Genomic DNA, 23,607 nt, shown 5'->3' with positions numbered 1-23,607 from the left:
TGTCGCCGTGGCGTGCCGCGCGAGACCGTCGACCTCGGCGCCCGGACCCTCCGCGCTCAGCGCCCCGCGAGCCCCGTGCGGTCCGCCACGAACTGGAGCTGCTCGACCGTCAGCGCGACCGTGCGCGACAGCGCCCGCCCGCCGTGCCCGACGCCCTTCTCCCGCCGCACCAGCACCGGCGCGTCGGCGACGGGCGCCGACGTGGCCGCCTGGAGCGCCGCCGCGAGCTTGCGGGCGTGCAGCGGGTCGACGCGGGTGTCGCCGTCGAAGATCGTGAACAGCGTCGACGGGTACCGGGTGCCCTCGACCACGCGGTGGTACGGGGAGTACGACAGCAGCCAGTCGAGCTCGCGCGGGGTGCCGGCGTCGCCGTACTCGTCGGTCCAGGTCACCCCGAGGCCGAACCGCTGGTACCGGACCATGTCGAGCAGCGGCGCGGAGCAGACGACGGCGGCGAACAGCCCGGGCTGCTGGGTCAGCGCGGCGCCGACGAGCAGGCCGCCGTTGGACCCGCCCCAGCACGCCAGCCGGTCCGGCGTGGTCCAGCCGGTGTCCACGAGCAGCCGGGCCACGGCGTGGAAGTCGTCGAACACGTGCTGCTTGTGCGCGCGGCGCCCGGCGCGGTGCCACGCCTCGCCCTCCTCGCCGCCGCCGCGCAGGTTCGCGACGACGTAGACGCCGCCGGCCTCGACCCACGCGAGGGTGGTCGCGGAGTACGCCGGGTCCAGGGAGATCTGGAAGCCGCCGTAGCCGTAGAGGATCGTCGGCGCGGGGGCGATCGGGCGGCCGTCGGCGTCGAGCGCGTCGGCCCGCGCCACGACGAACGCCCGCACCTCGGTGCCGTCGTCGCTGGTCGCGACGAGGCGCTGCACCCGCACGTCCGGCAGGTCGGCGACCGCCCCGGGCGGTGCGGCCCAGAGCGTCGTCGCGCCGGTGCCGGCGTCGTACCGGTGCACCTGCGTGACCGTGGTGTGGTCGGTGTAGGTGAACCACACGTCGGGGCCGCCGTCGGGCCGGGTGACGAGGCCGCCGACCGAGCCCAGCCCCGGCAGCGCGACCGTGCCGGCCTCGCCCGGCAGCCGCTCGCCGGTCGCGGGGTCGTGCGCGGTGACCTCGCTGACCGCGTGCCGGCGCCAGGCCGCCAGCAGCCGCAGGGGGGTCGTGGCGTCGCCGCCGCCGTCCACGACGGCGACGTCCTCCAGCACGGCCTCGGGGTCCTCGGGCAGCAGCGTGCGCCAGTGCGGGACGCCCGGCTCCTCGGGGTCGGCGACGGCCAGGCGGCCGCGGTCCGCGTCGAGCGTGGTGTGCAGGTACAGCCGGCCGTCGCGGCCGACCCACGCGCCGATCTCGGCGTCGTACCCGACGGCGACCTCGCGGAACGCCGGGACCGTGCCGGGCTCGGTCGCGGCGAGGTCGGCGATCCACACGTCGGTGCGCGGCGCGGTGCCGGCGGAGGCGTCGACCAGCAGCCAGCGGCCGTCCCGGGACACCGAGACGCCGTAGTAGTTCGTCATGTCGAGCCCGGCGCCGAAGACCTCGAGGTCCTCGGCGGCGTCGGTGCCCACGACGTGCCGCCACACCCGGCGGTGGTACTGCCGCTCGTCCTCGGGCAGCAGGCCGGGCGCCAGCCGGCGGACGTAGAAGAAGGCCCGGCCGCCCGGCTCCCAGGCGACGGGGGAGTACCGCGCGCGGTCGACGGGCCCGTCCACCGGCTCGCCGGTCGCGACGTCGAGCACGTGCAGCACGCTCTCCTCGGTGCCGCCGTGCGACACCTGGTAGGCGAGCAGCTCGCCCTCCTTGCTGGGCTGCCAGGCGTCCAGCGTCGTCGTGCCCGCGGGGTCGATCGCCACCGGGTCGACCAGCACCCGCTCGCGCTCGCCGCCGGGGGCGTCCGGGTCGGGCTCGGCCACGACGACGACGGCGTGCTCCTGGTCGCCGGTGCGCCGGGTGAAGAACCGCCGCTCGCCGCGCCACGCGGGCGGGCCGACGAACCCGGCGCCGAGCAGGGCGCCCAGCCGGGCGGTCAGCGGGCCGGTCGCCAGCGGGCCGTCCGCCAGGTCGCCGGCCGTGACCCGGGCGCGGTACGCGGCGTACAGGTCGTCCTGCGCCGTCGACCACGCCTCGGTCTCCTCCGACGCCGCGTCCTCGAGCCAGCGGTACGGGTCGGCGACGGCGCGGCCGTGCAGGTCCTCGACCAGGTCGAGCCGGCGGGCGGCGGGGTAGCCGGCGGCGGCGCCGGGCGCGGCGGAGGTGGCGGTGGCGTCCGTGGTCATGCGCGCCACCCTACGGCGCGGCCCGGCGACGCCCCGGCCTGCGCGGCGACCCGGCACGGGGCGGTCCGCTCTGGCAGGATCGGCCTGTGGCCGAAGACACACCGCCTCCGTCGGAGTCCTTGGTGCGCCTCGCGCAGGCGCACGGCGTCGCCCCCGAGTTCCAGGAGTTCAACGGCGGGATGCGCCGGGTGCCCGCCACGACGCTGGTCGCCGTGCTCGGGGCGCTGGGCGTCGACGCCACGTCGCCCGAGCGGGTCGAGGTCGCGCTGCGGCACGCCGAGGACGCCCCGTGGCGCCGCGTGCTGCCGCCGGTCACGGTGCTCCGGCAGTCGCAGGAGGCGCACGTCCCGGTGCACGTCACGCACGGCGACCCGGTGCAGGCGTGGATCGAGCTCGACGCCGCCGAGGGGCACGGCCGGCGCGCCGCCGGGGCGGAGCCGGCGCGGGTCGACCTGGAGCAGGCGGACGTCTACGTCGAGCCCCGCACCGTCGACGGCCGGGAGGTCGGCCGCGCGACGTTCGTCGTCCCGCCCGGGCTGCCGCTCGGCTGGCACCTGCTGCGCGCGACGGGCCCGTCCGGCGACGCGGCGGCCCCGCTCGCGGTGACCCCCGACCGGCTGGAGCTCCCCGCGGCGCTGGACGAGAAGCGCGCCTGGGGGCTCATGGTCCAGCTCTACTCGGTGCGGTCCAGCCGGTCCTGGGGCGCCGGCGACCTGCGCGACCTCGCGGACCTGGCCTGGCTGTCCGGGCACGAGGCCGGCGCGCAGTTCCTGCTGGTCAACCCGCTGCACGCCGCGGAGCCGGTGCCCCCCGTCACCCCGTCGCCCTACCTGCCGACCACCCGGCGGTTCGTGAACCCGCTGTACCTCCGCGTGGAGGACGTGGACGAGACCGCGTACCTGTCGTCCGCCGACCGCGCGCTCGTGGAGTGGTCCGCCGAGCAGGCGCTCGCCCTGGACGCCGACGAGGGCCCGATCGACCGGGACGTCGTCTGGGCCGCGAAGAAGGCCGCGCTCGACGTGGTGTTCGCGGTGCCGCGGTCCGCGGCCCGGCAGTCGGCGTTCGAGGACTTCCGGCGCCGCGAGGGCCGGGGGCTCGAGGACTTCGCCCTGTGGTGCGCGCTCGTCGAGCAGCACGGCCCCGGACCCTGGCCGGCGGACCTGCGCGACCCGGCCGCCCCCGGCGCGCTGCGGGCCCGCACGGAGCTCGCGGACCGGGTGGAGTTCTTCTGCTGGCTGCAGTGGCTCGCCGACGAGCAGCTCGCGACCGTGCAGCGGACGGCCCACGGCGCCGGCATGTCGCTCGGGGTGATGCACGACCTCGCGGTCGGCGTGCACCCGTCCGGCGCGGACGTCTGGGCGCTCGGTGGCGTGCTCGCCCGCGGCGCGTCCGTGGGCGCCCCGCCGGACATGTACAACCAGCAGGGCCAGGACTGGTCGCAGCCGCCGTGGCACCCCGAGGAGCTGGCCCGCGTCGCGTACCGGCCCTACCGGGACATGCTCCGCACGGTGCTCCGGCACGCGGGCGCGGTGCGGATCGACCACATCATCGGGCTGTTCCGGCTGTGGTGGATCCCGCAGGGCAACAGCCCGGCCGACGCCACGTACGTCCGGTACGACCACGACGCCATGATCGGCATCCTCGCGCTCGAGGCGCACCGCGCCGGCGCCGTCGTCATCGGCGAGGATCTCGGCAACGTCGAACCCTGGGTCCGCGACTACCTGTCCGAGCGGGGTGTGCTCGGCACGTCCATCCTCTGGTTCGAGAAGGACGGCGAGGGCCGGCCGCTGCCGCCCGAGGACTACCGCCGCCTCGCCCTGTCCTCCGTCACGACGCACGACCTGCCGCCGACCGCCGGGTACCTCGCCGAGGAGCACGTCGCCCTGCGCGAGCGCCTGGGCCTGCTGACCGAGCCGGTCGAGCAGGTGCGGCGCGCCGCGCGCGCCGAGCGGGAGGCGATGCTGGCCGCGCTGCGCGAACGCGGGCTGGTGGGGGACGACCCGTCCGAGCGCGAGGTCGTCGAGGCGCTGCACCGGTACGTGCTGCGGACGCCGAGCGTGCTCGTCGGGGTGTCGCTCGCGGACGCCGTGGGGGAGCGACGGGCGCAGAACCAGCCCGGCACCGACCGGGAGTACCCGAACTGGCGGGTGCCGCTCGCCGACGGCGCGGGCCGGATGGTGCTGCTCGACGACCTGTTCCGCACCGCCCGGCTGCGCTCGCTCGCCGCCGTCCTCGCCGAGGGCTGAGACCGGCCCGTGCCCGCACGTCCTGCCGTCGCGCCGCCGCGCCGTGTCCGCGTCGTCGGCAACTCCGGCGCCGGGAAGACGACGTTCGCCCGCGCGCTCGCGTGCCGGCTCGGCGTGCCGCACCGGGAGCTGGACGAGGTGTTCTGGGGCCCGGGCTGGGTCACGAAGGACCCCGACGTCGCCCGCGGGATCCTGCGGGACTTCCTCGACGGCGCGCCCGACGGGTGGGTGGTCGACGGCAACTGGAACGACGCCCGGCAGGGGCTGGCCGACGACGCGGACGCCGTGCTGTGGCTCGACTACCCGCGGCCCGTGGTGATGGCCCGGGTGCTGCGCAGGACGGTCGCGCGTGCGGTGCTGCGGCGGCCGGTCTACCACGGCAACCGGGAGTCGCTGACGTCGCTGCTGCGCACCGACCCCGAGCAGAACATCGTGCTGTGGGCGTGGACGGAGCACGCGGCGTACCGGGAGCGGTACCAGCGCCTCGCGGCGTCGGGGGAGGTGCCGGTGGTGCGGCTCCCGAGCCCGCGGGCGGCCCGCCGCTGGCTCGCGTCGCTCCCGCCGGCCTGACCCCCGGCGCACCGCCCCGCGCGCCCGCCCCGGGCGCCCGCCCCGGGCGCTCGCCCCGCTCGCCCGGCCGGCTCACGCACCCGCCGCGCGCCCGGCGCCCGCCCGCCGAGATCGGCCGGCCGCGCCGAGATCGGTCGCTGCGACGACCGATCTCGGCCGGAGTGACCGATCTCGGCGGCGTCGGGTGGCACGACGACGCGCCCGGCCCCGCGCGGGGACCGGGCGCGTCGTCGGTGCGCGTCCGGGGCCGTCAGACCTCGTGGTAGTGCCGGTCCGCGGCCTGGGCCGCGAGGGTCCGGCGCACGCCGTCGCGGGCCTCCACCACCAGCCGGCGCAGCGCGGGGGCCGCGTCGGGGTGCGCCGCGAGCCAGGCGTCCGTGGCGCCGGCGACGTCCGCCTCGGCGTCGTCCGCGAGCTCCGTCGGGTACAGGCCGGTGACGATGTTCTGGGCCATCTCGTTCGTCTTGCCGGCCCAGACCGTCTCGAGGACCTCGAAGTACGGCGCGACGTACGGCCGCAGCAGCGCGCGGTCGTGCACCCGGCCGAAGCCGCCGATCGTCGCGGCCTGCAGCGCGTTCGGCAGGGCGTCGGACTCCACGACGGCGGCCCAGGCGGCGGCCTTGGCGTCGGCCGTGGGGATCGCGGCGCGGGCGGCCGCGGCGGCGCGCTGGCCGGTCGCGGTCGGGTCGGCCTCGAGCTGCGCGTCGATCTCGGCCGCACCGGCGCGGCCGCCGGTGACCAGCGAGGTCAGCAGCTCCCAGCGCAGGTCGGTGTCGATGGACAGGCCGTCCAGCCGGGTGCCGCCGTCCAGCAGCGCCGCGACCGCGTCGAGCTGCTCGGGGGTCGAGGCGCGCAGCGCGAAGGCCTTGACGAGCTGGAGCTGGGTGTCGCTGCCGCCGGGGGCGTCGGTCGCGAGGGTCCACAGCCGGTCGGCCGCGGCCACCTCGGTCGCGGTGCGGTGCTCGGCGGCGACGTACAGGTCGAGCGCGGTGTGCAGCTGGCGCAGCAGGACGAGGACGACGGAGGAGTCGGTCTCGTGGGCGATGTTGCCGAGCAGCAGGTCGACGTAGTCGCGCGCCGGGGTCTCGCCGTCGCGGGTGGCGTCCCAGACCGCCGCCCACACGAGCGTGCGGGGCAGCGACTGCGTGAAGCCGCCGAGGTGCGCGATGGCCGTCGCGAGCGACCGCTCGTCCAGCCGGACCTTCGCGTACGCCAGGTCGTCGTCGTTGAGCAGCAGCAGGTCGGGGCGCTTCTCGCCGACCAGCGCGGGGACCTCGGTGCGCTCGCCGTCCACGTCGAGCTCGACGCGCTGCACGCGCTCCAGGCGGCCGTCGACGACGTCGTAGCCGCCCACCACCAGGCGGTGCGGGCGCTGGACGGGGTGCGTCTCGGGCACCTCCTGGCGCACGGCCAGCGCGGTGATGCGCTCGACGCCGTCCGCGCCGATCTCGGAGGCGATCTCCGGGCGGAGCAGGGTGACCCCGGACTGCTCGAGCCACAGCGCGGACCACGCGGACAGGTCGCGGCCGGAGGTGGCCTCGAGCTCGGTCAGCAGGTCGCGCAGCTCGGTGTTGCCCCACGCGTGCTTCTGGAAGTACTGCCGGACGCCGGCGAAGAACTGGTCCTGGCCGACCCACGCGACGAGCTGCTTGAGGACGCTCGCGCCCTTGGCGTAGGTGATGCCGTCGAAGTTCACCTCGACGTCCTCGAGGTCGCGGATGTCCGCGGCGATCGGGTGCGTGGAGGGCAGCTGGTCCTGCCGGTACGCCCAGCCCTTCTCCAGCGAGGAGAACGTCGTCCAGGCGGAGGTCCAGCGGGTCGCCTCGGCGGTCGCCAGGGTCGACGCGAACTCCGCGAACGACTCGTTCAGCCACAGGTCGTCCCACCAGCGCATGGTGACGAGGTCGCCGAACCACATGTGCGCGAGCTCGTGCAGGATCGTCACCGCGCGGCGCTCGACCGTGGCCTCCGGCACCTTGGACCGGAACACGTACGACTCGAGGAACGTCACCGCGCCGGCGTTCTCCATCGCGCCCGCGTTGAACTCCGGGACGAACAGCTGGTCGTACTTCGCGAACGGGTACGGGAACGCGAACTGCTCCTCGTAGAACGCGAAGCCGGCGCGCGTGATGTCGAGGATGTTGTCGGTGTCGAGGTGCTGGGCCAGCGAGCCGCGGCAGTACACGCCGAGGGGGATCGTGCGGCCGTCGCTCGACGTGAGCTCGCCGTGCTCGTGGTGGTACGGGCCCGCGACGACCGCGGTGATGTAGGACGAGATCCGCGGGGTGGGCTCGAACGTCCACGTCGCGGAGCCGTGGTCCGCGCCGCCGTTGCGGTTCGCGCCGCCCTCGACCGGGACCGGGGCGCCGGCCTCGGGGGAGTTGGACACGACGACCCAGTGCGCCGGGGCGGTGACCGTGAAGGCGAAGGTCGCCTTGAGGTCGGGCTGCTCGAACACCGCGAACACGCGGCGGGAGTCGGCGACCTCGAACTGCGAGTACAGGTACACCTCGTCGTCGACCGGGTCGACGAACCGGTGCAGGCCCTCGCCGGTGTTCATGTAGGCGCAGTCGGCGACGACGACGACCTCGTTCTCGGCGGCCAGCCCGTCCAGCCGGATGCGGGAGTCGGCGACCACGTCGGACGGGTCGAGCTCGACGCCGTTCAGCACGACGCGGTGCACGGACGGGGCGATCAGGTCCAGGAACGTGCTCGCCCCGGCCTCGCGGCTGGTGAAGCGCACGGTCGTGGTCGACCCGAAGGTCGCCGGCCCCGTGGTCAGGTCGAGCGTCACGTCGTACGACTGGACGTCCACCAGGGCGGCCCGGGTGCGGGCCTCGTCACGGGTCAGGTTCTCAGCGGGCACGCGCAGGTCTCCTCGTGGGGTTGGGTCAGCGGCCGTCGCCGCATCATTCCACCAACCGGCGGCAGGTGTGCGCCGGGGGCGGGCGGGGGGACCCGGCGTGACAGGGGCCGGGGGTGTCGGGGCATGATGGCGGGCGGCGGTCGTCCGGGCAGGGGCGGTCGCACGCGCACGCCGCCAGGCACGACCCGCACCGACCGCTCGTGAGGAGCACCTCCGTGACCGACACCCAGCCGCGCCCCGCCCGTGACACCGCGGACTTCTGGTTCGACCCCGCCTGCCCGTGGGCGTGGATGACCTCGCGGTGGATGGTCGAGGTGCAGCAGGTGCGCGAGGTCGACGTCCGCTGGCACGTGATGAGCCTGTCGGTGCTCAACGAGGGGCGGGACCTGCCTGAGGAGTACCGCGAGCTCATGGACGACTCCTGGGCCGCCGTCCGCGTGCTGACCGCCGCGCAGGAGCTGTACGGCGCGGAGCACCTCAAGCCGCTGTACGACGCCATGGGCACCCGCCGGCACCCGGGCGGCCGGAAGGACACCGCCGCGATCATCCGCGAGTCCCTGGACGAGGCCGGCCTGCCCGCCTCCCTCGCCGCCTACGCCGACACCGACGAGTTCGACGAGCAGCTCCGGGCGTCGCACGCCGAGGCCATCGCCCTGGTCGGCGACGAGGTCGGCACCCCGGTCGTCGCGGTCAACGGCGCCGCGTTCTTCGGCCCGGTCATGACGCCCGCGCCGAAGGGCGAGGACGCCGGCCGGCTCTGGGACGGCTTCGTGCTCGTCACCGGCGTGCCCGGGTTCTACGAGCTGAAGCGCACCCGCACCAAGGGCCCCGTCTTCGACTGAGCCGACCGGAGGCACACCATGGCATCGCTGGCGAACCTGAGCCGCGGCGTGAAGATCTTCATCGCCGTGGACGTCCTGCTGCTGGTCGGGCTGCTGGTCGCGGCGGTCGTCGTGCTCGGCGGCGGGTCCGGCGACGGCGGACCGGAGCCGGCCGCGTCGACCTCGGCGCCCGCGGGCGGGGCGGCGACCGCGGGGTCCGGGGGCGGGGCCACGTCCGACACCGCGCAGTCCTTCGCGTCCCCGACCGGGAACATCTCCTGCACGATGTCGCCCGACGGGGTGACCTGCTCGATCGCGCACATCACGTTCACCCCGCCGGCCGTCGAGGGCTGCACGGGGACCACCGGGCACGTCGTCGTGCTCAACACGTCCGACGGCGTCACGACCCCGTGCGTGGACGGCCCCGGGCCCGCGGTCGCGTCGGCCGACGTGCCGGTCCTGGACTACGGCCTCAACCAGACGGTCGGGCCGTACACGTGCTCGTCGGCGACGAACGGCATGTCCTGCGTGGTGGACGAGACGGGCGTGGGCTTCCGCGTCGCGACCGCGGAGCTGGCCACCCTGCCCTGACCCGGGTCGACCGGTCCCGGCCAGGCGCGGGTGGGGCGGGCCGGCCCTGGGTCGGCGGAGTGAGGTCGGGCCTGGTCCCGCGAGTGGAGCGTTCTGGCGCGACACGCCGGGTGTGTCCGGCGAAACCCTCCACTCGGCGCGGGGCGCGCGCCCCGGCCCGCTGCGGCGCGCCGGGGTCAGGCGGGCGGGACCGCCGGGACCGCCGGGTCGGCCGGGCGGGGGCCCGAGATCGCGACCAGCAGCGCCCCGGCCACCGACACCACCACGATGCCCGCGACGGCCGGGGCGCCGATGCTCTGCCCGAGCACCACGAGCGCGACCAGCGCACCCATCGCCGGGTCGATGCTGAACAGCGTGCCGACCACGCGCGCCGAGGTCAGCCGCCCGGCGAGGGTGTCCACCGAGTACGGGATCACCACGCCGATGACCGCCGACACCGCGAGCACGCCCCACTGCCCGGGCTGCACCTCGCCGACGTGCCCGACGCCGAACGGCAGGGCGACGACGGCGGCGACGCACACGGACAGCGCGAGGCCGGACAGCCCCTCGTCGGCCTTGCCGACCTTGTCCGCGAACACGGTGTACAGCGCGAAGAACACCGCGGCGGACAGCGCGAACGCGTACCCCGCGAGGTCGAAGTACCCGCCCGGGCCGGAGATCAGCCCGACGCCGACCAGGGCCGCGACCGCGCACAGCCCCTCCTTGACCCGCCGGGACGCGAGCAGCGCGACGGCGCACGGGCCGAGGAACTCCAGCGTCACCGCGACGCCGAGCGGGATGCGCTCGATCGCCGCGTAGAGCGAGAGGTTCATCGCGGCCATCGCGACGCCGTAGACGACGACGCCGACCCACGCGGTGCGGGAGCGCCCGCGCAGCCGCGGCCGGAGCACCGCGAGCAGCACCAGCGCCGCGATCACCAGCCGGAGCGAGCTCACCGGGGCGGACCCCAGGGAGTCGAACAGGCTGGCCGACAGGGCGGAGGACGTCTGGATGCCGAGGGAGCCGACGGCGATGAGCCCCATGGCCTGCAGGACGCGCCGGCGGTCGACCGGCGCCGCGGGGGCGGGAGCGGGCGCGCCGGGGTCGGCGGCCGGGGTGCCGGCCGCGGTCGTACCGGTCGTCACCAGATCCGCACCCGCTCCTCGGGCGCCAGGTACAGCCCGTCCCCGGGCTGCACGTCGAACGCCTGGTAGTACTCGTCCACGTTCCGCACGACGGCGTTGCAGCGCACCTCGTCCGGGGAGTGCGGGTCCACCGCGAGCCTGCGGATGACCTCCTCGTCGCGGCCCTTCGCGCGCCACACCTGCGCCCAGCCGAGCAGCACGCGCTGCACGGCGGTCAGCCCGTCGACCACCGGCGCCTCGTCGAGGGAGGTGCCCAGGGCGATCCGGTACGCCTTGAGCGCGATGGACAGCCCGCCGAGGTCGCCGATGTTCTCGCCGATGGTGAGCGCGCCGTTGACGTGGTGCGACCCGTTCAGCTGCGCGGGGGAGAAGCCGTCGTACTGCGCGATCAGCGCGGAGGTCCGCTTCTCGAACTCCGCGCGGTCGGACTCGGTCCACCAGTCCTCGAGGCGGCCCTGGCCGTCGTACTTGGAGCCCTGGTCGTCGAAGCCGTGCCCGATCTCGTGCCCGATGACCGCGCCGATGCCGCCGTAGTTCACGGCGTCGTCCGCGTCGGCGTCGAAGAACGGCGGCTGCAGGATCGCCGCGGGGAACACGATCTCGTTCATGCCGGGGTTGTAGTAGGCGTTCACGGTCTGCGGCGTCATGAACCACTCGTCGCGGTCGATCGGCTTGCCGATCTTGCCGAGCTCGTAGTCCTGCTCGAACGCGGCGGCGCGGCGCACGTTGCCGACGAGGTCGTCCGCGCGGACCTCGAGGCCGGAGTAGTCGCGCCACTTCACGGGGTACCCGATCTTCGGCGTGAAGGCGTCGAGCTTCGCGAGGGCCTTGGCCTTGGTCTCCTCGCCCATCCAGTCCAGGCCGGTGATCGACTCGCGGTACGCCTCGACGAGGTGCCCGACGAGCTGCTCCATCCGCTCCTTGTGCGCCGGCGGGAAGTGCCGGGCGACGTAGACCTCGCCGACGGCCTCGCCGAGCACGCCCTGCACCAGCGAGACCCCGCGCTTCCACCGGTCCCGGAGCTCCTGGGCGCCGGTCAGGGTGCGGCCGTGGAAGTCGAAGTTCGCCTCGACCAGCTCGGACGACAGGTACGGCGCCCGCGAGGTGATCGCGTGGTACGCCAGCCAGGCCTGCCAGTCCGCGACCGGCTCGGACGCCCAGAGCCCGGCGAACGCGGTGGCGAACGACGGCTCCCGGACGACGAGCTCGTCGAGCGACCCCTCCGGGGCGCCGAGCGCGCGGGCCCAGGCCGCCCAGTCGAGCCCGGGCGCGGTGGTGGCCAGCGCCGCCAGGGTCGTCGGGTTGTAGGTGAGGTCGGCGTCGCGGTCCTTCACCACGTCCCAGTGCCCGGCGGCGATCTTCGACTCGAGCGCGACGACCCGGCCGGCGGCGTCGTCCGCGGCGGCCTCGTCCGCGGCCCAGCCGCCGAGGCGCAGCATCCGGGCCACGTGCGGGCGGTACGCCGCGAGGACCGCCGCGTACTGCTCGTCGCGGTAGTACGACTCGTCGGGCAGGCCGAGGCCGGACTGGTACAGGTAGACGACGTACCGCTCCGGGTCCTTGGCGTCGTTGTCCACCCAGAAGCCCGCGCCCCCGGCGGCGCCGGTGCGCTGCAGCGCGCCCAGCACGTCGGTGAGCTGCTCCCGGGTGGTCGCCGCCTCGATCGCCTCGAGGTCGGGGCGCAGCGGCTCGACGCCGGCGGCCTCGACGGCGTCGGTGTCCATGAAGCTCGCGTACAGCGCGCCGATCTGCGCCTGCACGCCGGTGGCGTCCGCGGCCGCGCCGGCCTCGGTGATGATGTCCCGGACCTGCTCCTCGGCCTGGTCGTGCAGGGCGCGGAAGGAGCCGTCCATGGCGCGGTCGGCGGGGATCTCGTGCTCCGCGACCCAGCGGCCGTTGACGTGCGCGTACAGGTCGTCCTGCGGGCGGACGGCGGGGTCGAGGGCCGTGAGGTCGATGCCGCTGCGGGTCATGGTGGGGAGGGGTCCCTTCTGTCGCGCGGGCGCACGGACGCGCACCGGGGGTCAGCCTAGGCCGCCGGACCCGTGCGGCGCGGGCGTCGTCCACAGGCGCCTTCCCCGGGGCGGGTAGGCCGGACCCGGGACCATTGTCCTAGGCCGGGGCCGCTGGTATCCAGGACGGACGCCGCTGGGGCAGGAGCAGGCCCATGTCGTCCTTGCTGTACCGGATCGGACGCGCCGCCTACCAGCGGCGTGCCACCACGCTGGCGGCCTGGCTGCTGCTGCTCGTGCTGGTCGGCGGGGCCGCTGTGCTGGGCGGCGGCACGCTGCAGAACTCGTTCGCCATCCCGGGCACGGAGTCCCAGGAGGGGCTGGACGCGCTGGACCAGCGGTTCCCGCAGGCGGCGGGCGCGACCGCGCAGATCGTGTTCGTCGCGGACGACGGCGCGACGCTGGACGACCCCGACGCGCGGGCCGCGGTCGAGCAGGTCGTCGCCGCCGTCGGCCAGGTCGAGCACGTGCTGCAGGTCTCCGACCCGTTCGCCGACGGGGCGCCGCCGAGCGCGGTCTCGGACGACCGGCGCTACGCGCAGTCGAACGTGCAGCTCGACGAGGTGCTGACGGACCTGCCGGACGGCCTGGGCGACGAGCTCGAGGCCGCCGCCGTGGTCGACCCCTCCGCGCCGCTCACCGTCGACCTCGGCGGGCAGGTCTACACCGTCACCGGCGTGGAGATCGGCGTGACCGAGCTGCTGGGCGTCGGGGTCGCGGTGCTCGTGCTGGCGGTCACGTTCGGGTCGCTGCTCGCCGCCGGGATGCCGCTGCTCACCGCGCTGCTCGGGGTCGCGGTGGCGCTCGCGGGCATCCTCGCGGTCTCCGCGGCGGCGACGATCAGCAGCACGACGCCGACGCTGGCGCTGATGATCGGGCTGGCGGTCGGCATCGACTACGCGCTGTTCATCCTCACCCGGCACCGGCACCAGCTCGCGCACGGCATGGCGGTCGAGGAGTCGGCCGCCCGCGCAGTCGCGACGGCCGGGACGGCGGTGGTGTTCGCCGGGACGACGGTCATCATCGCGCTGATCGGGCTGTCCGTCGTGGGGATCCCGTTCCTGTCGGTGATGGGGATCGCGGCGGCGTGCGCGGTGGCGATCGCGGTGCTGGTCGCGGTCACGGTGCTGCCCGCGCTCATGGGGCTCGCGGGCGAGCGCCTGCGCCCGCGGCCGACGTCCCGGGCGGCGCGGAGAGAGCTGGCCGACCCCGCGAGCGGCGGCACCATGGGCTCGCGGTGGGTGCACGTGGTGACCCGGGTGCCGCTGCTGACGGTCGTGCTCGTGGTGCTCGGCGTCGGGGTGCTCGCGATCCCCGCGTCCGACCTGCGCCTCACGCTGCCGGACAACGGGAGCGCCCCCGACGGCTCGCCGCAGCGCACGACGTACGACCTCGTCGCCGAGGGGTTCGGGCCCGGCTACAACGCGCCGCTGCTGGTGACGGCCGACATCATCGCGAGCACCGACCCGAAGGGCGCCGTCGAGGGCCTGGCCGGCGACCTCGCGGCGCTGGACGGCGTGGTGGCCGTGCCGGTCGCGACGCCGAACCCGTCCGCCGACACCGCGCTGTTCCAGGTGATCCCGGAGGGCGGCCAGGCCGACCCCAGCACGCAGGCCCTGGTCAAGGAGATCCGCGCCGACGCGGACGACCTGGTCGCCCCGTACCCGGGCGTGCGCGACCTCCTGGTCACCGGGCAGACCGCCGTCAGCGTGGACGTGTCGCAGCGGCTGGGCGCGGCGCTGGTGCCGTTCGGGGTGGTCGTCGTCGGGCTGTCGCTCGTGCTGCTGCTGATCGTGTTCCGGTCCGTGGCGGTCCCGGTCAAGGCGACGCTCGGCTACCTGCTGTCGGTCGCGGCGGCGTTCGGCGCGACGGCCGCGGTGTTCGAGTGGGGCTGGGGCGCGGACCTCATCGGCGTGGCGCTGGTCGGGCCGGTCATCTCGTTCATGCCGATCATCGTCATGGGCGTGCTGTTCGGGCTGGCGATGGACTACGAGGTGTTCCTCGTGTCCCGGATGCACGAGGAGTACGCCGCGCACCGCGAGCCGCGCCGGGCCGTCGTCACGGGGTTCACGGCCAGCGCCCGCGTGGTGTCGGCCGCCGCGATCATCATGATCAGCGTCTTCGCGGCGTTCGTGCCGAGCGGCAGCGACATCGTGCAGCCGATCGCGTTCGGGCTCGCGGTGGGCGTGGCGGTGGACGCGTTCGCCGTGCGGATGACGCTGGTGCCGGCCGTGCTGACCCTCCTCGGCCACCGCGCCTGGTCGATGCCGCGCTGGCTGGACCGGCACCTGCCGTCGCTCGACGTCGAGGGTGCCGCGCTCGCGGAGCAGCTCGCGCACGAGGCGTGGGTCGCCGAGCACGGCCCGGCCCCGGTGCGCGCGGACGGCGCGGTGCTCGCGACGCCCGACGCGCCGCGCGAGCCGGCGTCCCGGCCGGTCGACCTCGTGCTCCGGCCGGGGGAGGCGCTGCACGTGGCGTCGGCGGACCCACGCCTCGTGGACGCGTTCCTGCTCGCGGCGGCCGGGCGCGGCGGGCCCGTCGCCGGGCACCTCGCGGTGCTGGACCACCCGCTGCCGGCGCAGGGCGCGGCGGTGGCCGCGCGGGTGGCGCTGGTGCTGCCGGGCGCCGGCGGCCCGGGGACGGTGGGGGAGCACGTGGCGTCCGGGGAGCCCGGACGGCGGCAGGACGCCCGGACGCGCCGGGTGCTGGCCGTGGCCGGGTGGCTGCTGGCCGGGGACCCGGGGGCCGACGTCGGGTCGACCGCACCGCCGTTCGGGGCCGGGACGCCGCTCGGGGCGCTGACCCCCGGGGAACGGGCCGTGCTGGACGTCGCGCGGGCCGCCGCGGGCCGTCCCCCCGTGCTGGTCGTGGCCGCCGCGCCCGACGACGGCGGCGCGACCGGGCGGGCGCTGGCGCTGCTCGCCGCGCGCGGGGCGACCGTGCTCGCCGCCGGGCCGGTGCCCGGGGCGCGGCGGCTGCTCCTGGTGCCCGCGGGGGCTCCGGGAGCGCGGGGGGCGCACGTCGCGGACGGGACGCCGGTGCCGGCCGCCGCCCCCGCCCCGGGCCCCGCCCCGCCCGGCACCGACGGCCGCGTCGGCGCCGCGCCGGCCGATGACGAGGGGATCCCCCGATGAGCGCGCACGCCCGCCGCGGCCGCGGCCGGATCACCCTGGCCGTGGTGCTGCTGCTCCCGCTGGCGGTCGGCCTGGCGCTGCTCGGCTCGCTCGACGGCCGCCTCGACCGGGTCGACGAGGTCCCCGCGGCGGTGGTGAACGCCGACCAGATCGTCACGACCGGCGAGGGCGCCGACGCGCAGACGGTCGCCGCCGGCCGGCTGCTCGCCGCGAACCTCACCAACCCGCCGGCGGGGACCGACGTGGGGTCCGCCTGGGAGCTCACCGACGCCGACGACGCCGCGACCGGGCTGGCGAGCGGCGGGTACGCCGCGGTCGTCACGATCCCCGAGGACTTCTCCGCGGCCGTGTCGTCCGCCTCGACCGACGACCCCGTGGCCGCGACCGTCCAGGTGCAGGGCGACGACGCCCGGTCCGCCGTGGCCGCGCTGCTCGCGGAGCAGGTCGCGACCGCCGCCGCGGGCGCCATGGGGCAGCAGATCACCAGCACCTACCTCGACGACGTCTACCTCGGCTTCAACCAGATCGCCGACCAGATGGACCAGGCCGCCGACGGGGCGCAGCAGGCAGCGTCCGGCGCGACCTCGCTGGCCGACGGCACCGGGCAGCTCGCGGGCGGCGCCGGCGCGCTGGCCTCCGGGACCGCCGAGGTGGCGCGCGGTGCGGACAGCCTCGCCGGCGGGGCGGGCGCGCTGTCCGGCGGCGCGGCGCGGGTGGCGTCCGGGGCGACGGCGCTCGCGGGGGCCACGAACCAGGTCGCGTCCGGTGCGGGGGAGGTGAACGCGGGCGCCGCGGACCTCGCCGCCGCCCTCGACGCGATCGACCAGCGGGTGCACGACCTGCCGCCCGCTGCGGCCGCCCTCGGCGCGGACGCCGCGGCGCTGGACGCGCTCGCGGGCACGCTCGCGACCCTCGCGGCCGACTGCGCCGCGGGGACGGCCGGCGCGTGCACGGCGCTGCAGGCCGCGGCGGCGCCCGACGGGGCGCTGCGGTCCCTGGCGTCCGGGATCGGCTCCCGGGCGGACGGCCTCGCCGCCGCGGGCGGGGGCGTCGTGGCGGGCCTCGACCAGCTCACCGCGGCGGCCGACGCCGTCGCCGGGGGCAGCGGGCAGGTCGCCGTCGGTGCCGGGCAGGTCGCGGCCGGCGCGGCGACGCTCGCCTCCGGGGCGTCCGGGGTCGCCGACGGGGCGGCGGAGCTGTCCACCGGCGCGAGCGGGCTCGCGCAGGGGGCGGGGGAGACCTCGGCCGGTGCCGCCGAGGTCGCCGGGGGCGCCCGGTCCGCCGCCGACGGCGCCGCGTCCCTGGCCGGCGGGGTCGGGGAGCTCGCGGGCGGGCTGACCTCCGGCGCGGGGCAGGTGCCGACGTACGACGACGACCAGCGGGACACCCTCGCGTCCGTGGTGTCCGCCCCGGTCGTCGCGGAGGACACCACCGTGCCGCTGGCCGACCAGGACGCGATCGCCGGGCCGCTCGTGGTGCCCGCCGCGATCTGGCTCGGGGCGCTCGCGGCGTTCCTGGTGCTGCCGGCCGTGCCCCGGCGCGCGGCCTACGAGCCCGCCGGGGTGCTGCGCGTCGCAGTGCGCGCGTGGCTGCCCGCGGTGGCGGTCGCGGCGGTGCAGGCGCTGGTGCTGGTCCTGGCGGTGCCGCTGCTCGGCGTCGGCGCCCGCAACCCGGTCGGCGCGGCGCTGTTCGCCCTGGCCGCGGCGGCGGTCTTCGCGGCGGTGAACCAGGGGCTCGTCGCGCTCTGGGGCCGGGCCGGGCTGGTGGTGTCGCTGGCGTTCCTCGCGCTGCAGGTGGCGTGCGTCGGCGTGCTGATCCCGCTGCAGACCGCCCCGCCGGTGTTCCGGGAGCTCAGCGGGTTGCTGCCGCTGCCGCAGGCCGCCGAGGCGCTGGGGGTGCTGGTGCTGGGGCTCGAGGGGTCGTGGATCCAGCCGCTCGTCGGGCTGCTGCTGTGGGGGGTGGCCGGGTTGGCGGCCGCCGCGCTGGTGGTGCGGCGGGCGCGGGCGCGGGTGCCGCGGCGGGACCTGGCCGCGGCCCGTCTGGTGGACGGCACCCGGCACGACGTCGCGCGCGCCGCGTGACGGACGGTCCGCCGGGCGCCCGCGGCGTGCGGCAGGATGGGCCCATGCGTATCCATGTCGCCGCCGACCACGCCGGCTACGAGCTCAAGGTCGCGCTCGTCGAGCACCTGCGCGCCGCCTCGCACGACGTCATCGACCACGGTGCCGCCGAGTACGACCCCCAGGACGACTACCCCGCGGTGTGCTTCGCCGCGGGCGAGGCCGTCGTCGCCGACCCGGGCAGCCTCGGCGTCGTCATCGGCGGCTCCGGGAACGGCGAGCAGATCGCCGCGAACAAGGTCACCGGGGTGCGGGCCGCCCTCGCCTGGAACTCCGCCACGGCCACCCTCGCCCGGCAGCACAACGACGCGAACGTCGTCGCCATCGGCGCCCGGCAGCACTCGGTGGACGAGGCGATCGAGCTCGTCGACGCGTTCGTCGCGGAGCCGTTCAGCCAGGACCCCCGCCACCAGCGCCGCATCGACCAGCTCGCGGCGTACGAGGCCTCGCGCTCCTGACGGCGGCGGGGCGGGACCGGCTCGGTCCCGCCCCGGTGCGCGCCAGCACACCCCGCGTCGGGACACCTCGCGTCAGAACACCTCGCGTCAGAAGACCCAGGGGCACACCGGCGCGACGGGCCAGCCGAACGCCGTCGCCGCGCGGTGCAGCACGTCCGGCCGCGCGGCCGTGACCTGGCCGACCGCCGCGAGGGCCGCGAGGCTGCGCCCGCCCAGATAGGCGGCGCCGAGCTCGCGCACGTCCAGCTCGAGGTCAGGGGCGCCGTCGGCGCGCTCGACGCGGGCCGGGTACGTGCCGTCCGGGCCCGCCTCGCCGGTCACCAGCCGCCAGGTGCCCGCGTTCGCCGGCAGCAGCGCGTCCCGGACGCCGAGCGTCACGTCGACGGGGGCGGCGTACCGGCGCGCGGCCAGGGCGGCCGGCACGTCGAGCAGCCGCACCCACAGGTTGTCGGTCACCTTCGGCACCGGGCGGCGGGTGTCCACCAGCAGCGCCAGCAGGGGGTCGTCCACCGCCAGCATCCCGGTCGTGACGGACGCCGTGAGGTCGAGGTCCACCAGGAACGACCAGAGCCGGTGCGCGGCGGCGGCGTCCACGGCGGCCGAGAACCGGACCGCCACGGTGTACCCGGGGCCGCCGTCCTCCCACTTCTGCGTGCGCCGCACGATCGCGAACGCGCGCGGCTCCCCGGCGGCGTCGTGCACGGTCACGAGGCGCGCGGGTTCGCCGCCGCGCCGCCACGCGGGCGGATCGGCGACCGCGACCCGGCGCAGCGCGTCGGACCCGCGGCGGATCCAGCCGGGCCGGCCGTGGGCCGCCGCCGCGTACACCTGCTCGACGAGGCTCTCGTGCCGGGCGGGGTCGAGCGAGGCGAAGCGGACGGTGAGGTCGGCCGAACCCGGCACCTCGCGGAGGGCGGCGCCGCGGGGCAGCGTGAGCTTGAGGTCGTCCGACGCCGAGCCGTACCCGAACCGGCCGTAGATGCCGGGCTCCGCGGCGAACAACGCGGACACGATCTCGCCGCGGGCGATCGAGCGGTCCAGGTGGGCCCGGATCATCGTGGACAGCAGCCCGCGGCGTCGGTGGTCGGGGCGGACGCCCACCCAGGTCAGCCCCGCGCACGGCACGGCGGCGTCGCCGGGGACCGGCAGCGCGAACGCGTACGAGCCGTGCACCGCGACGAGCTCGCCGCCGTCGGCCTCGATCGCGACGGCGCGCTCGACCGGCACGGCGAACGGCACGGCGGCCTCGGTGGCGGGGTCCGGCGCGGGCTCGGCGAACGCCATCGCGTCGACGCCGCGGTACTCCTCGACGCGGTCCGGGGTGATCTCGGTCAGCCGGTAGCCGGCGGGTGCGGGGCTCATGCGGCCATCCTGGCCGGAGGGGGCGCCGCGCGGCACGCCGTTTTCGCTGGTGGCTCCACCCGGCGCGGGGTCTGTCCCGCCCGCGCGCGGCTCGTTACCCTCGCCGCATGAGCCTCCCGGACGGACCCGCCGCGGTCCCGCGGCGCCGCCGGGCGACGAGCGTCCTCGAGCGGCTCCGGGGGCTGCTGCACCGGTCCGGGCTCGGTTCGCAGCAGGCGCTCACCGCGCTGCTCGTGGGCCTGACGCTGGTGGCGTCCGCGGGCATCGTGCTGACCCGGCCGTGGGTGCCGCCGTCCACGTTCATCCTCATCGAGCTGCTCGGCGCGTTCCTGCTGCGCATGCGCGGCATGGTGGTGCTGTGCGCCGCGATCGCCGTGCAGGTCGTCGTGATCCCGCTGGCCGGGCTGGGCGAATTCACCCCGGGGACGTTCGTGCTGCAGGGCATCGCCATCGCGGCCCTGCTGACCTTCGCCGCGCACCGGGAGCGCCTCGGCCTGCAGGGTGCGCCGGGGGACCTCATGATCGTCGACCTGCGCGACCGGCTCGCCGCGCACGGGGTCGTGCCGCCGCTGCCGGACGGCTGGCGGGTGCAGACGGCGCTCCGGTCCGCGCACCGGGAGGCGTTCTCCGGCGACTTCGTCGTCACGGCGACCCGGGCCCAGGGACGGGTGCTGGAGATCGCGCTGGTCGACGTGTCCGGCAAGGGCCAGGACGCCGGCGTGCGGTCGCTCCAGCTCTCCGGGGCGCTCGCCGGGCTGATCGGTCAGCTGCCGAGCGAGGAGTTCCTGCCGGCGGCCAACGCGTACCTGCTCGGGCAGGACTGGGAGGAGGGGTTCGCCACGGCGGTGCACCTCACCGTCCACCTGGCGACCGGCGAGTACACCGTGGCGTCGGCCGGCCACCTGCCGCCGGTGCACCTGCACGCCGGGTCCGGGGTGGTCGAGCTGCTGTCGACCGTGGGCAGCCCGGCCCTCGGGATCGTGGCGGGCGCCGCGTACGGGCAGGTCCACGGGCGGATCGAGCCCGGCGACGCGCTGCTCCTCTACACCGACGGGCTGGTCGAGACCCCCGGCGGCGACCTCGACCTCGGCATCGACCGGCTGCGGGGCGCCGCCGAGGACGTGCTGGCCACCCGCCGCGGCGGCGCCGACGACGTCATCACCCGGATCGGCGCGAGCGAGGGGGACGACCGCGCGCTCGTCCTCGTCCGGAAGGACTGACGTGGACGAGGCGTACCTCGAAGCCGTGCTCGACGTGGTCGACACCATCCCGCCGGGCCGGGCGATGACCTACGGCACGATCGCCGAGGTCGTCGCCGACCGCCTGGTCGCCGAGGGGCTGCCGGCTCGCGGGGGACCGCGCCAGGTCGGCCAGGTCATGTCCCGCGGCGGGTCCGGGGTGCCGTGGTGGCGGGTGGTGAACGCCGCCGGCTCGCCGCCCGCGCACCACGCCCGGGCCGCCCTGGAGCACCTGCGCGCGGAGGGCACCCCGCTGTCGGCGGACGGCACCCGCGTGGCCCTGCGCCGCGCGATCTGGTTCCCGGACGACTGACGGCCGGGGCGGCCCGCGGCGGCGGCGGCCCGAGGCGGCACCAGGCGATCAGCCGGGGTCCCCCGCGCGATGCCCGGCTGAGCGCAGCGTGCCCCTTCGCGCGGGCCGGCCGGCGGTCAGTGCGCTACGCGCGCGGGGGCCGGGGCGGTCGTGCCCGCGGGCGTGGCGGAGGGCGTGGCCGCGCGGGTGCGGCGGTCCGCCACGCGGCGGAACAGGACAGCCGCCAGGACCGCGCCGCCCGCGAAGATGCCCGCCGACCACGCGTACGCGGTGTCGAAGCTGTGCAGCGCGGCCTCGGCCAGCACCTCCGGCGTCGCGGGGGCGTGGGCCGTCACGTAGGCGGTCGCCGCCGTGGCCGCCAGCGTGTTCAGCAGCGCCGTGCCGATGGCGCCGCCGACCTGCTGGCTGGTGGACACCAGCGCGGACGCCGCACCGGCCAGCCGCGGCGGGACGCCGAGGGTCGCGAGCTGGAACGAGGCGGGCATGATCGACGCCATCCCGATGCCCATGAGGATCAGCCCCGGCAGGACGCGGGTGTACGGGCTGTCGACCTCGAGCGTGGTGAACGTGAGCATCCCGGACGCCGCGAGCAGCATCCCGATCGGCACGAGCAGCTTCGGCCCGAACCGGGGGATGAGCAGGTTCGACTGGATCTGCGCCGTGATGATGATCGACACCACCATCGGCAGGAACCCGACGCCCGTCTGCATGGGCGTGAACCCGAGCGTGGACTGCAGGTAGTACGTGAGGAACAGGAACACGCCGAACATGCCGGACCCGGCGACCAGGATCGACAGGAACGACGCGCCGCGGTCCCGGTCGAGCACGACCTCGAGCGGCAGCACCGCGTTCGCGGCGGTGCGCTGCCGGATCACGAAGCCCACGAGCAGCACGACGCTGGCGGCCAGCGGCACCCAGGTGAGCGGGGAGTCCCAGCCCTGCGGCTCGGCCTGCGAGAACCCGAGCACCAGGGCGAACAGGCCGCCGGAGCCGAGCACCACGCCGGGCACGTCGAGCCGGTGCCCGGCCGCGCCGCCGCCGCGGGGCAGCAGCACGATGCCGGCGACGAGCGCGACGGCGGCGATCACGACGTTGACGTAGAGGTTCCAGCGCCAGTCGAAGTTCTCGGTGAGGTATCCGCCGAGCAGCAGGCCGATGGCGCCGCCCATGCCGGCGATGGCGCCGAAGATCCCGAACGCGCGGCCGCGCTCCTTCGGGTCGGTGAACGTCGTCGTGAGGACGGACAGGGCGGCCGGGGCCAGCACGGCGCCGAACACGCCCTGGAGCGCGCGGGCGGCGACCAGGAGCTCGAAGGTGCCGGCCGCGCCGCCGAGCGCCGAGGCGACGGCGAACCCGACGAGGCCGAGCAGGAACATGCGCCGCCGGCCGAACATGTCGGACAGCCGCCCGCCGAGCAGCAGCAGGCTGCCGAACGCGAGGGCGTACGCGGTGACGATCCACTGGCGGTCGTTGTCGCTGAAGCCGAGCTCGGCCTGGGCGGACGGCATGGCGATGTTCACGATGGTCGCGTCGAGCACGACCATCAGCTGCGCGAGGGCGACCGTGGCGAGGACGAGCCAGCGGCGGCGTCCGGGGGGCGCGGCGAGCGCGGCGGTGGGTGAGGACATGGGTGCGCTCCATGAGGCGTCGGTGGGGGTGTCGGAGATCCGACGATAATCCAAGACCGACGAGTTTCGAAACCCCCGAGTCTCGATTTGTTTCCGGGACGCGCGGCGGGCAGAATGGCCGCGACGGGAAGGAGCCGGCATGGCAGCGCGCGACGACGACGCGCCCTCCGGCGAGCCCCGGCGCCGGCCCGGCCGCCGCCGCGACGAGTCCAAGGACGACGCGATCCTGCAGGCCACGCGCGACCTGCTCACCGAGCGCGGGTACGACGCGATGACGATGGACGCCGTCGCCGAGCGTGCCGGCGCGGGGAAGTCGACCGTCTACCGCCGCTGGCCGTCGAAGGTCCAGCTCACGGTCGACAGCCTGCTGTGCGTGAAGCAGCCGACGATCGACGAGCTGCCCGACGAGGGCTCGCTGCGCGGGGACCTGCTCGGGCTCGCCACGCTGGCCCACCGGTTCAAGAACGACGAGCTCATGTCCGGCCTGCTCAGCGCGATCCGCGAGAACGAGGAGGTCGCGTCCGTGTTCCACGAGCAGTTCGTGGCCGGGCGGGTGCGGCTGATGCGGGCCGTGCTCGAGCGCGCCCGGCAGCGCGGCGAGACCTCCCCGGACGCCGACCTCGACATGCTCGCGGCGGTCGGGCCGGCGATGATCCACTACCGCAAGGCGGTCGCCCACCTGCCGGTCGACGCCGCGTTCGCGGAGCGGCTGGTCGACTCGGTGCTGCTCCCGCTGGCCACGGGGCGGCTCACGGCGGCCCCGGACCCGGCCCTGGTCGCCGGCGCCCGCTGACACCGCCGGGCGTCCGCTGACCCCCGCCGCCCGCCCGCGCCCACCCCGGCCACGCCGA

General features: G+C 76.3%; 16 protein-coding genes. 10 read left to right on the top strand and 6 right to left on the bottom strand.

Going from position 1 to position 23,607, the window contains the following annotated elements:
• Positions 1-56: 56 nt before the first annotated feature.
• The gene (locus tag HNR08_RS00955) at positions 57-2,273 is read right to left on the bottom strand and encodes a prolyl oligopeptidase family serine peptidase (protein WP_146835674.1); all 2,217 of its coding nucleotides are present in this window, start codon (positions 2,271-2,273) and stop codon (positions 57-59) included.
• An 86-nt stretch (positions 2,274-2,359) separates the two neighbouring features.
• On the opposite strand from HNR08_RS00955, the gene malQ reads away from it, so the two are divergent.
• Positions 2,360-4,519 carry a 4-alpha-glucanotransferase gene (gene malQ, locus HNR08_RS00950; RefSeq protein ID WP_146835671.1) on the top strand — a complete coding sequence of 720 codons (2,160 nt, stop codon included), beginning with the start codon at positions 2,360-2,362 and terminating at the stop codon, positions 4,517-4,519.
• A gap of 9 nt (positions 4,520-4,528) precedes the next feature.
• Positions 4,529-5,089 carry a P-loop NTPase family protein gene (locus HNR08_RS00945; RefSeq protein ID WP_146835668.1) on the top strand — a complete coding sequence of 187 codons (561 nt, stop codon included), beginning with the start codon at positions 4,529-4,531 and terminating at the stop codon, positions 5,087-5,089.
• A 250-nt stretch (positions 5,090-5,339) separates the two neighbouring features.
• Here HNR08_RS00945 and pepN read toward each other — a convergent pair whose 3' ends face one another.
• A complete protein-coding gene (gene pepN, locus HNR08_RS00940; RefSeq protein WP_146835665.1) occupies positions 5,340-7,955 on the bottom strand; it encodes an aminopeptidase N in 2,616 nt (871 codons plus the stop codon).
• Positions 7,956-8,170: 215 nt separating this feature from the next.
• Between pepN and HNR08_RS00935 the strand changes: the two genes are divergently transcribed.
• Positions 8,171-8,797 (top strand): mycothiol-dependent nitroreductase Rv2466c family protein, encoded by a 627-nt coding sequence (locus tag HNR08_RS00935; RefSeq protein ID WP_276509353.1) that lies wholly within the window; start codon positions 8,171-8,173, stop codon positions 8,795-8,797.
• Between the two features lie 18 nt (positions 8,798-8,815).
• The gene (locus HNR08_RS00930) at positions 8,816-9,367 is read left to right on the top strand and encodes a hypothetical protein (RefSeq protein ID WP_146835662.1); all 552 of its coding nucleotides are present in this window, start codon (positions 8,816-8,818) and stop codon (positions 9,365-9,367) included.
• A gap of 176 nt (positions 9,368-9,543) precedes the next feature.
• Here HNR08_RS00930 and HNR08_RS00925 read toward each other — a convergent pair whose 3' ends face one another.
• Both HNR08_RS00925 and HNR08_RS00920 read right to left on the bottom strand, forming a co-directional pair.
• Positions 9,544-10,491 (bottom strand): EamA family transporter, encoded by a 948-nt coding sequence (locus tag HNR08_RS00925; RefSeq protein WP_246802995.1) that lies wholly within the window; start codon positions 10,489-10,491, stop codon positions 9,544-9,546.
• Positions 10,488-12,464, bottom strand: a complete 1,977-nt coding sequence (locus HNR08_RS00920) for a M13 family metallopeptidase (RefSeq protein WP_146835660.1) — start codon at positions 12,462-12,464, stop codon at positions 10,488-10,490. Before HNR08_RS00920 ends, HNR08_RS00925 begins: the two co-directional genes overlap by 4 nt.
• Before the next feature lie 194 nt (positions 12,465-12,658).
• Between HNR08_RS00920 and HNR08_RS00915 the strand changes: the two genes are divergently transcribed.
• The 3 genes from HNR08_RS00915 to HNR08_RS00905 are packed head-to-tail and all read left to right on the top strand — an operon-like array spanning position 12,659 to position 18,215.
• Positions 12,659-15,637, top strand: coding sequence for an MMPL family transporter (locus HNR08_RS00915; protein WP_146835657.1), 2,979 nt, complete (start codon positions 12,659-12,661; stop codon positions 15,635-15,637).
• A complete protein-coding gene (locus HNR08_RS00910) occupies positions 15,634-17,718 on the top strand; it encodes a YhgE/Pip domain-containing protein (protein WP_146835654.1) in 2,085 nt (694 codons plus the stop codon). The genes HNR08_RS00915 and HNR08_RS00910 overlap by 4 nt, the downstream gene beginning before the upstream one ends.
• A gap of 44 nt (positions 17,719-17,762) precedes the next feature.
• Positions 17,763-18,215 carry a ribose-5-phosphate isomerase gene (locus HNR08_RS00905; protein ID WP_146835651.1) on the top strand — a complete coding sequence of 151 codons (453 nt, stop codon included), beginning with the start codon at positions 17,763-17,765 and terminating at the stop codon, positions 18,213-18,215.
• An 87-nt stretch (positions 18,216-18,302) separates the two neighbouring features.
• Here the strand turns inward: HNR08_RS00905 and HNR08_RS00900 are convergent, their stop codons facing one another.
• Positions 18,303-19,577 carry a GNAT family N-acetyltransferase gene (locus HNR08_RS00900; RefSeq protein ID WP_146835649.1) on the bottom strand — a complete coding sequence of 425 codons (1,275 nt, stop codon included), beginning with the start codon at positions 19,575-19,577 and terminating at the stop codon, positions 18,303-18,305.
• A gap of 107 nt (positions 19,578-19,684) precedes the next feature.
• On the opposite strand from HNR08_RS00900, the gene HNR08_RS00895 reads away from it, so the two are divergent.
• Both HNR08_RS00895 and HNR08_RS00890 read left to right on the top strand, forming a co-directional pair.
• Complete coding sequence (locus tag HNR08_RS00895) at positions 19,685-20,797, top strand: PP2C family protein-serine/threonine phosphatase (RefSeq protein ID WP_146835646.1); 1,113 nt, start codon at positions 19,685-19,687, stop codon at positions 20,795-20,797.
• A 1-nt stretch (position 20,798) separates the two neighbouring features.
• On the top strand, positions 20,799-21,128 hold the full coding sequence (locus HNR08_RS00890; RefSeq protein ID WP_146835643.1) for an MGMT family protein: 330 nt from the start codon (positions 20,799-20,801) through the stop codon (positions 21,126-21,128).
• A 116-nt stretch (positions 21,129-21,244) separates the two neighbouring features.
• On the opposite strand, the gene HNR08_RS00885 is transcribed toward HNR08_RS00890, so the two are convergent.
• Entirely contained in the window at positions 21,245-22,756 is a 1,512-nt protein-coding gene (locus HNR08_RS00885; RefSeq protein WP_146835640.1) for an MFS transporter, read from the bottom strand.
• A 139-nt stretch (positions 22,757-22,895) separates the two neighbouring features.
• Between HNR08_RS00885 and HNR08_RS00880 the strand changes: the two genes are divergently transcribed.
• Positions 22,896-23,549, top strand: a complete 654-nt coding sequence (locus HNR08_RS00880) for a TetR/AcrR family transcriptional regulator (protein ID WP_146835637.1) — start codon at positions 22,896-22,898, stop codon at positions 23,547-23,549.
• Positions 23,550-23,607: the final 58 nt, after the last annotated feature.

The organism is Cellulomonas hominis (assembly GCF_014201095.1).
GTDB lineage: Bacteria > Actinomycetota > Actinomycetes > Actinomycetales > Cellulomonadaceae > Cellulomonas > Cellulomonas hominis.
The sequence above is the reverse complement of the archived record's forward strand: the minus strand, read 5'-3'. Positions and strand labels throughout refer to the sequence as shown.

What these genes read in the sequence shown, in the direction of transcription:
- HNR08_RS00885 (WP_146835640.1), bottom strand. Translation starts at nt 22,756, where the DNA reads ATGTCCTCACCCACCGCCGCGCTCGCCGCGCCCCCCGGACGCCGCCGC.
- HNR08_RS00880 (WP_146835637.1), top strand. Translation starts at nt 22,896, where the DNA reads ATGGCAGCGCGCGACGACGACGCGCCCTCCGGCGAGCCCCGGCGCCGG.
- HNR08_RS00930 (WP_146835662.1), top strand. Translation starts at nt 8,816, where the DNA reads ATGGCATCGCTGGCGAACCTGAGCCGCGGCGTGAAGATCTTCATCGCC.
- HNR08_RS00910 (WP_146835654.1), top strand. Translation starts at nt 15,634, where the DNA reads ATGAGCGCGCACGCCCGCCGCGGCCGCGGCCGGATCACCCTGGCCGTG.
- HNR08_RS00920 (WP_146835660.1), bottom strand. Translation starts at nt 12,464, where the DNA reads ATGACCCGCAGCGGCATCGACCTCACGGCCCTCGACCCCGCCGTCCGC.
- HNR08_RS00905 (WP_146835651.1), top strand. Translation starts at nt 17,763, where the DNA reads ATGCGTATCCATGTCGCCGCCGACCACGCCGGCTACGAGCTCAAGGTC.
- HNR08_RS00900 (WP_146835649.1), bottom strand. Translation starts at nt 19,577, where the DNA reads ATGAGCCCCGCACCCGCCGGCTACCGGCTGACCGAGATCACCCCGGAC.
- HNR08_RS00915 (WP_146835657.1), top strand. Translation starts at nt 12,659, where the DNA reads ATGTCGTCCTTGCTGTACCGGATCGGACGCGCCGCCTACCAGCGGCGT.
- HNR08_RS00895 (WP_146835646.1), top strand. Translation starts at nt 19,685, where the DNA reads ATGAGCCTCCCGGACGGACCCGCCGCGGTCCCGCGGCGCCGCCGGGCG.
- HNR08_RS00955 (WP_146835674.1), bottom strand. Translation starts at nt 2,273, where the DNA reads ATGACCACGGACGCCACCGCCACCTCCGCCGCGCCCGGCGCCGCCGCC.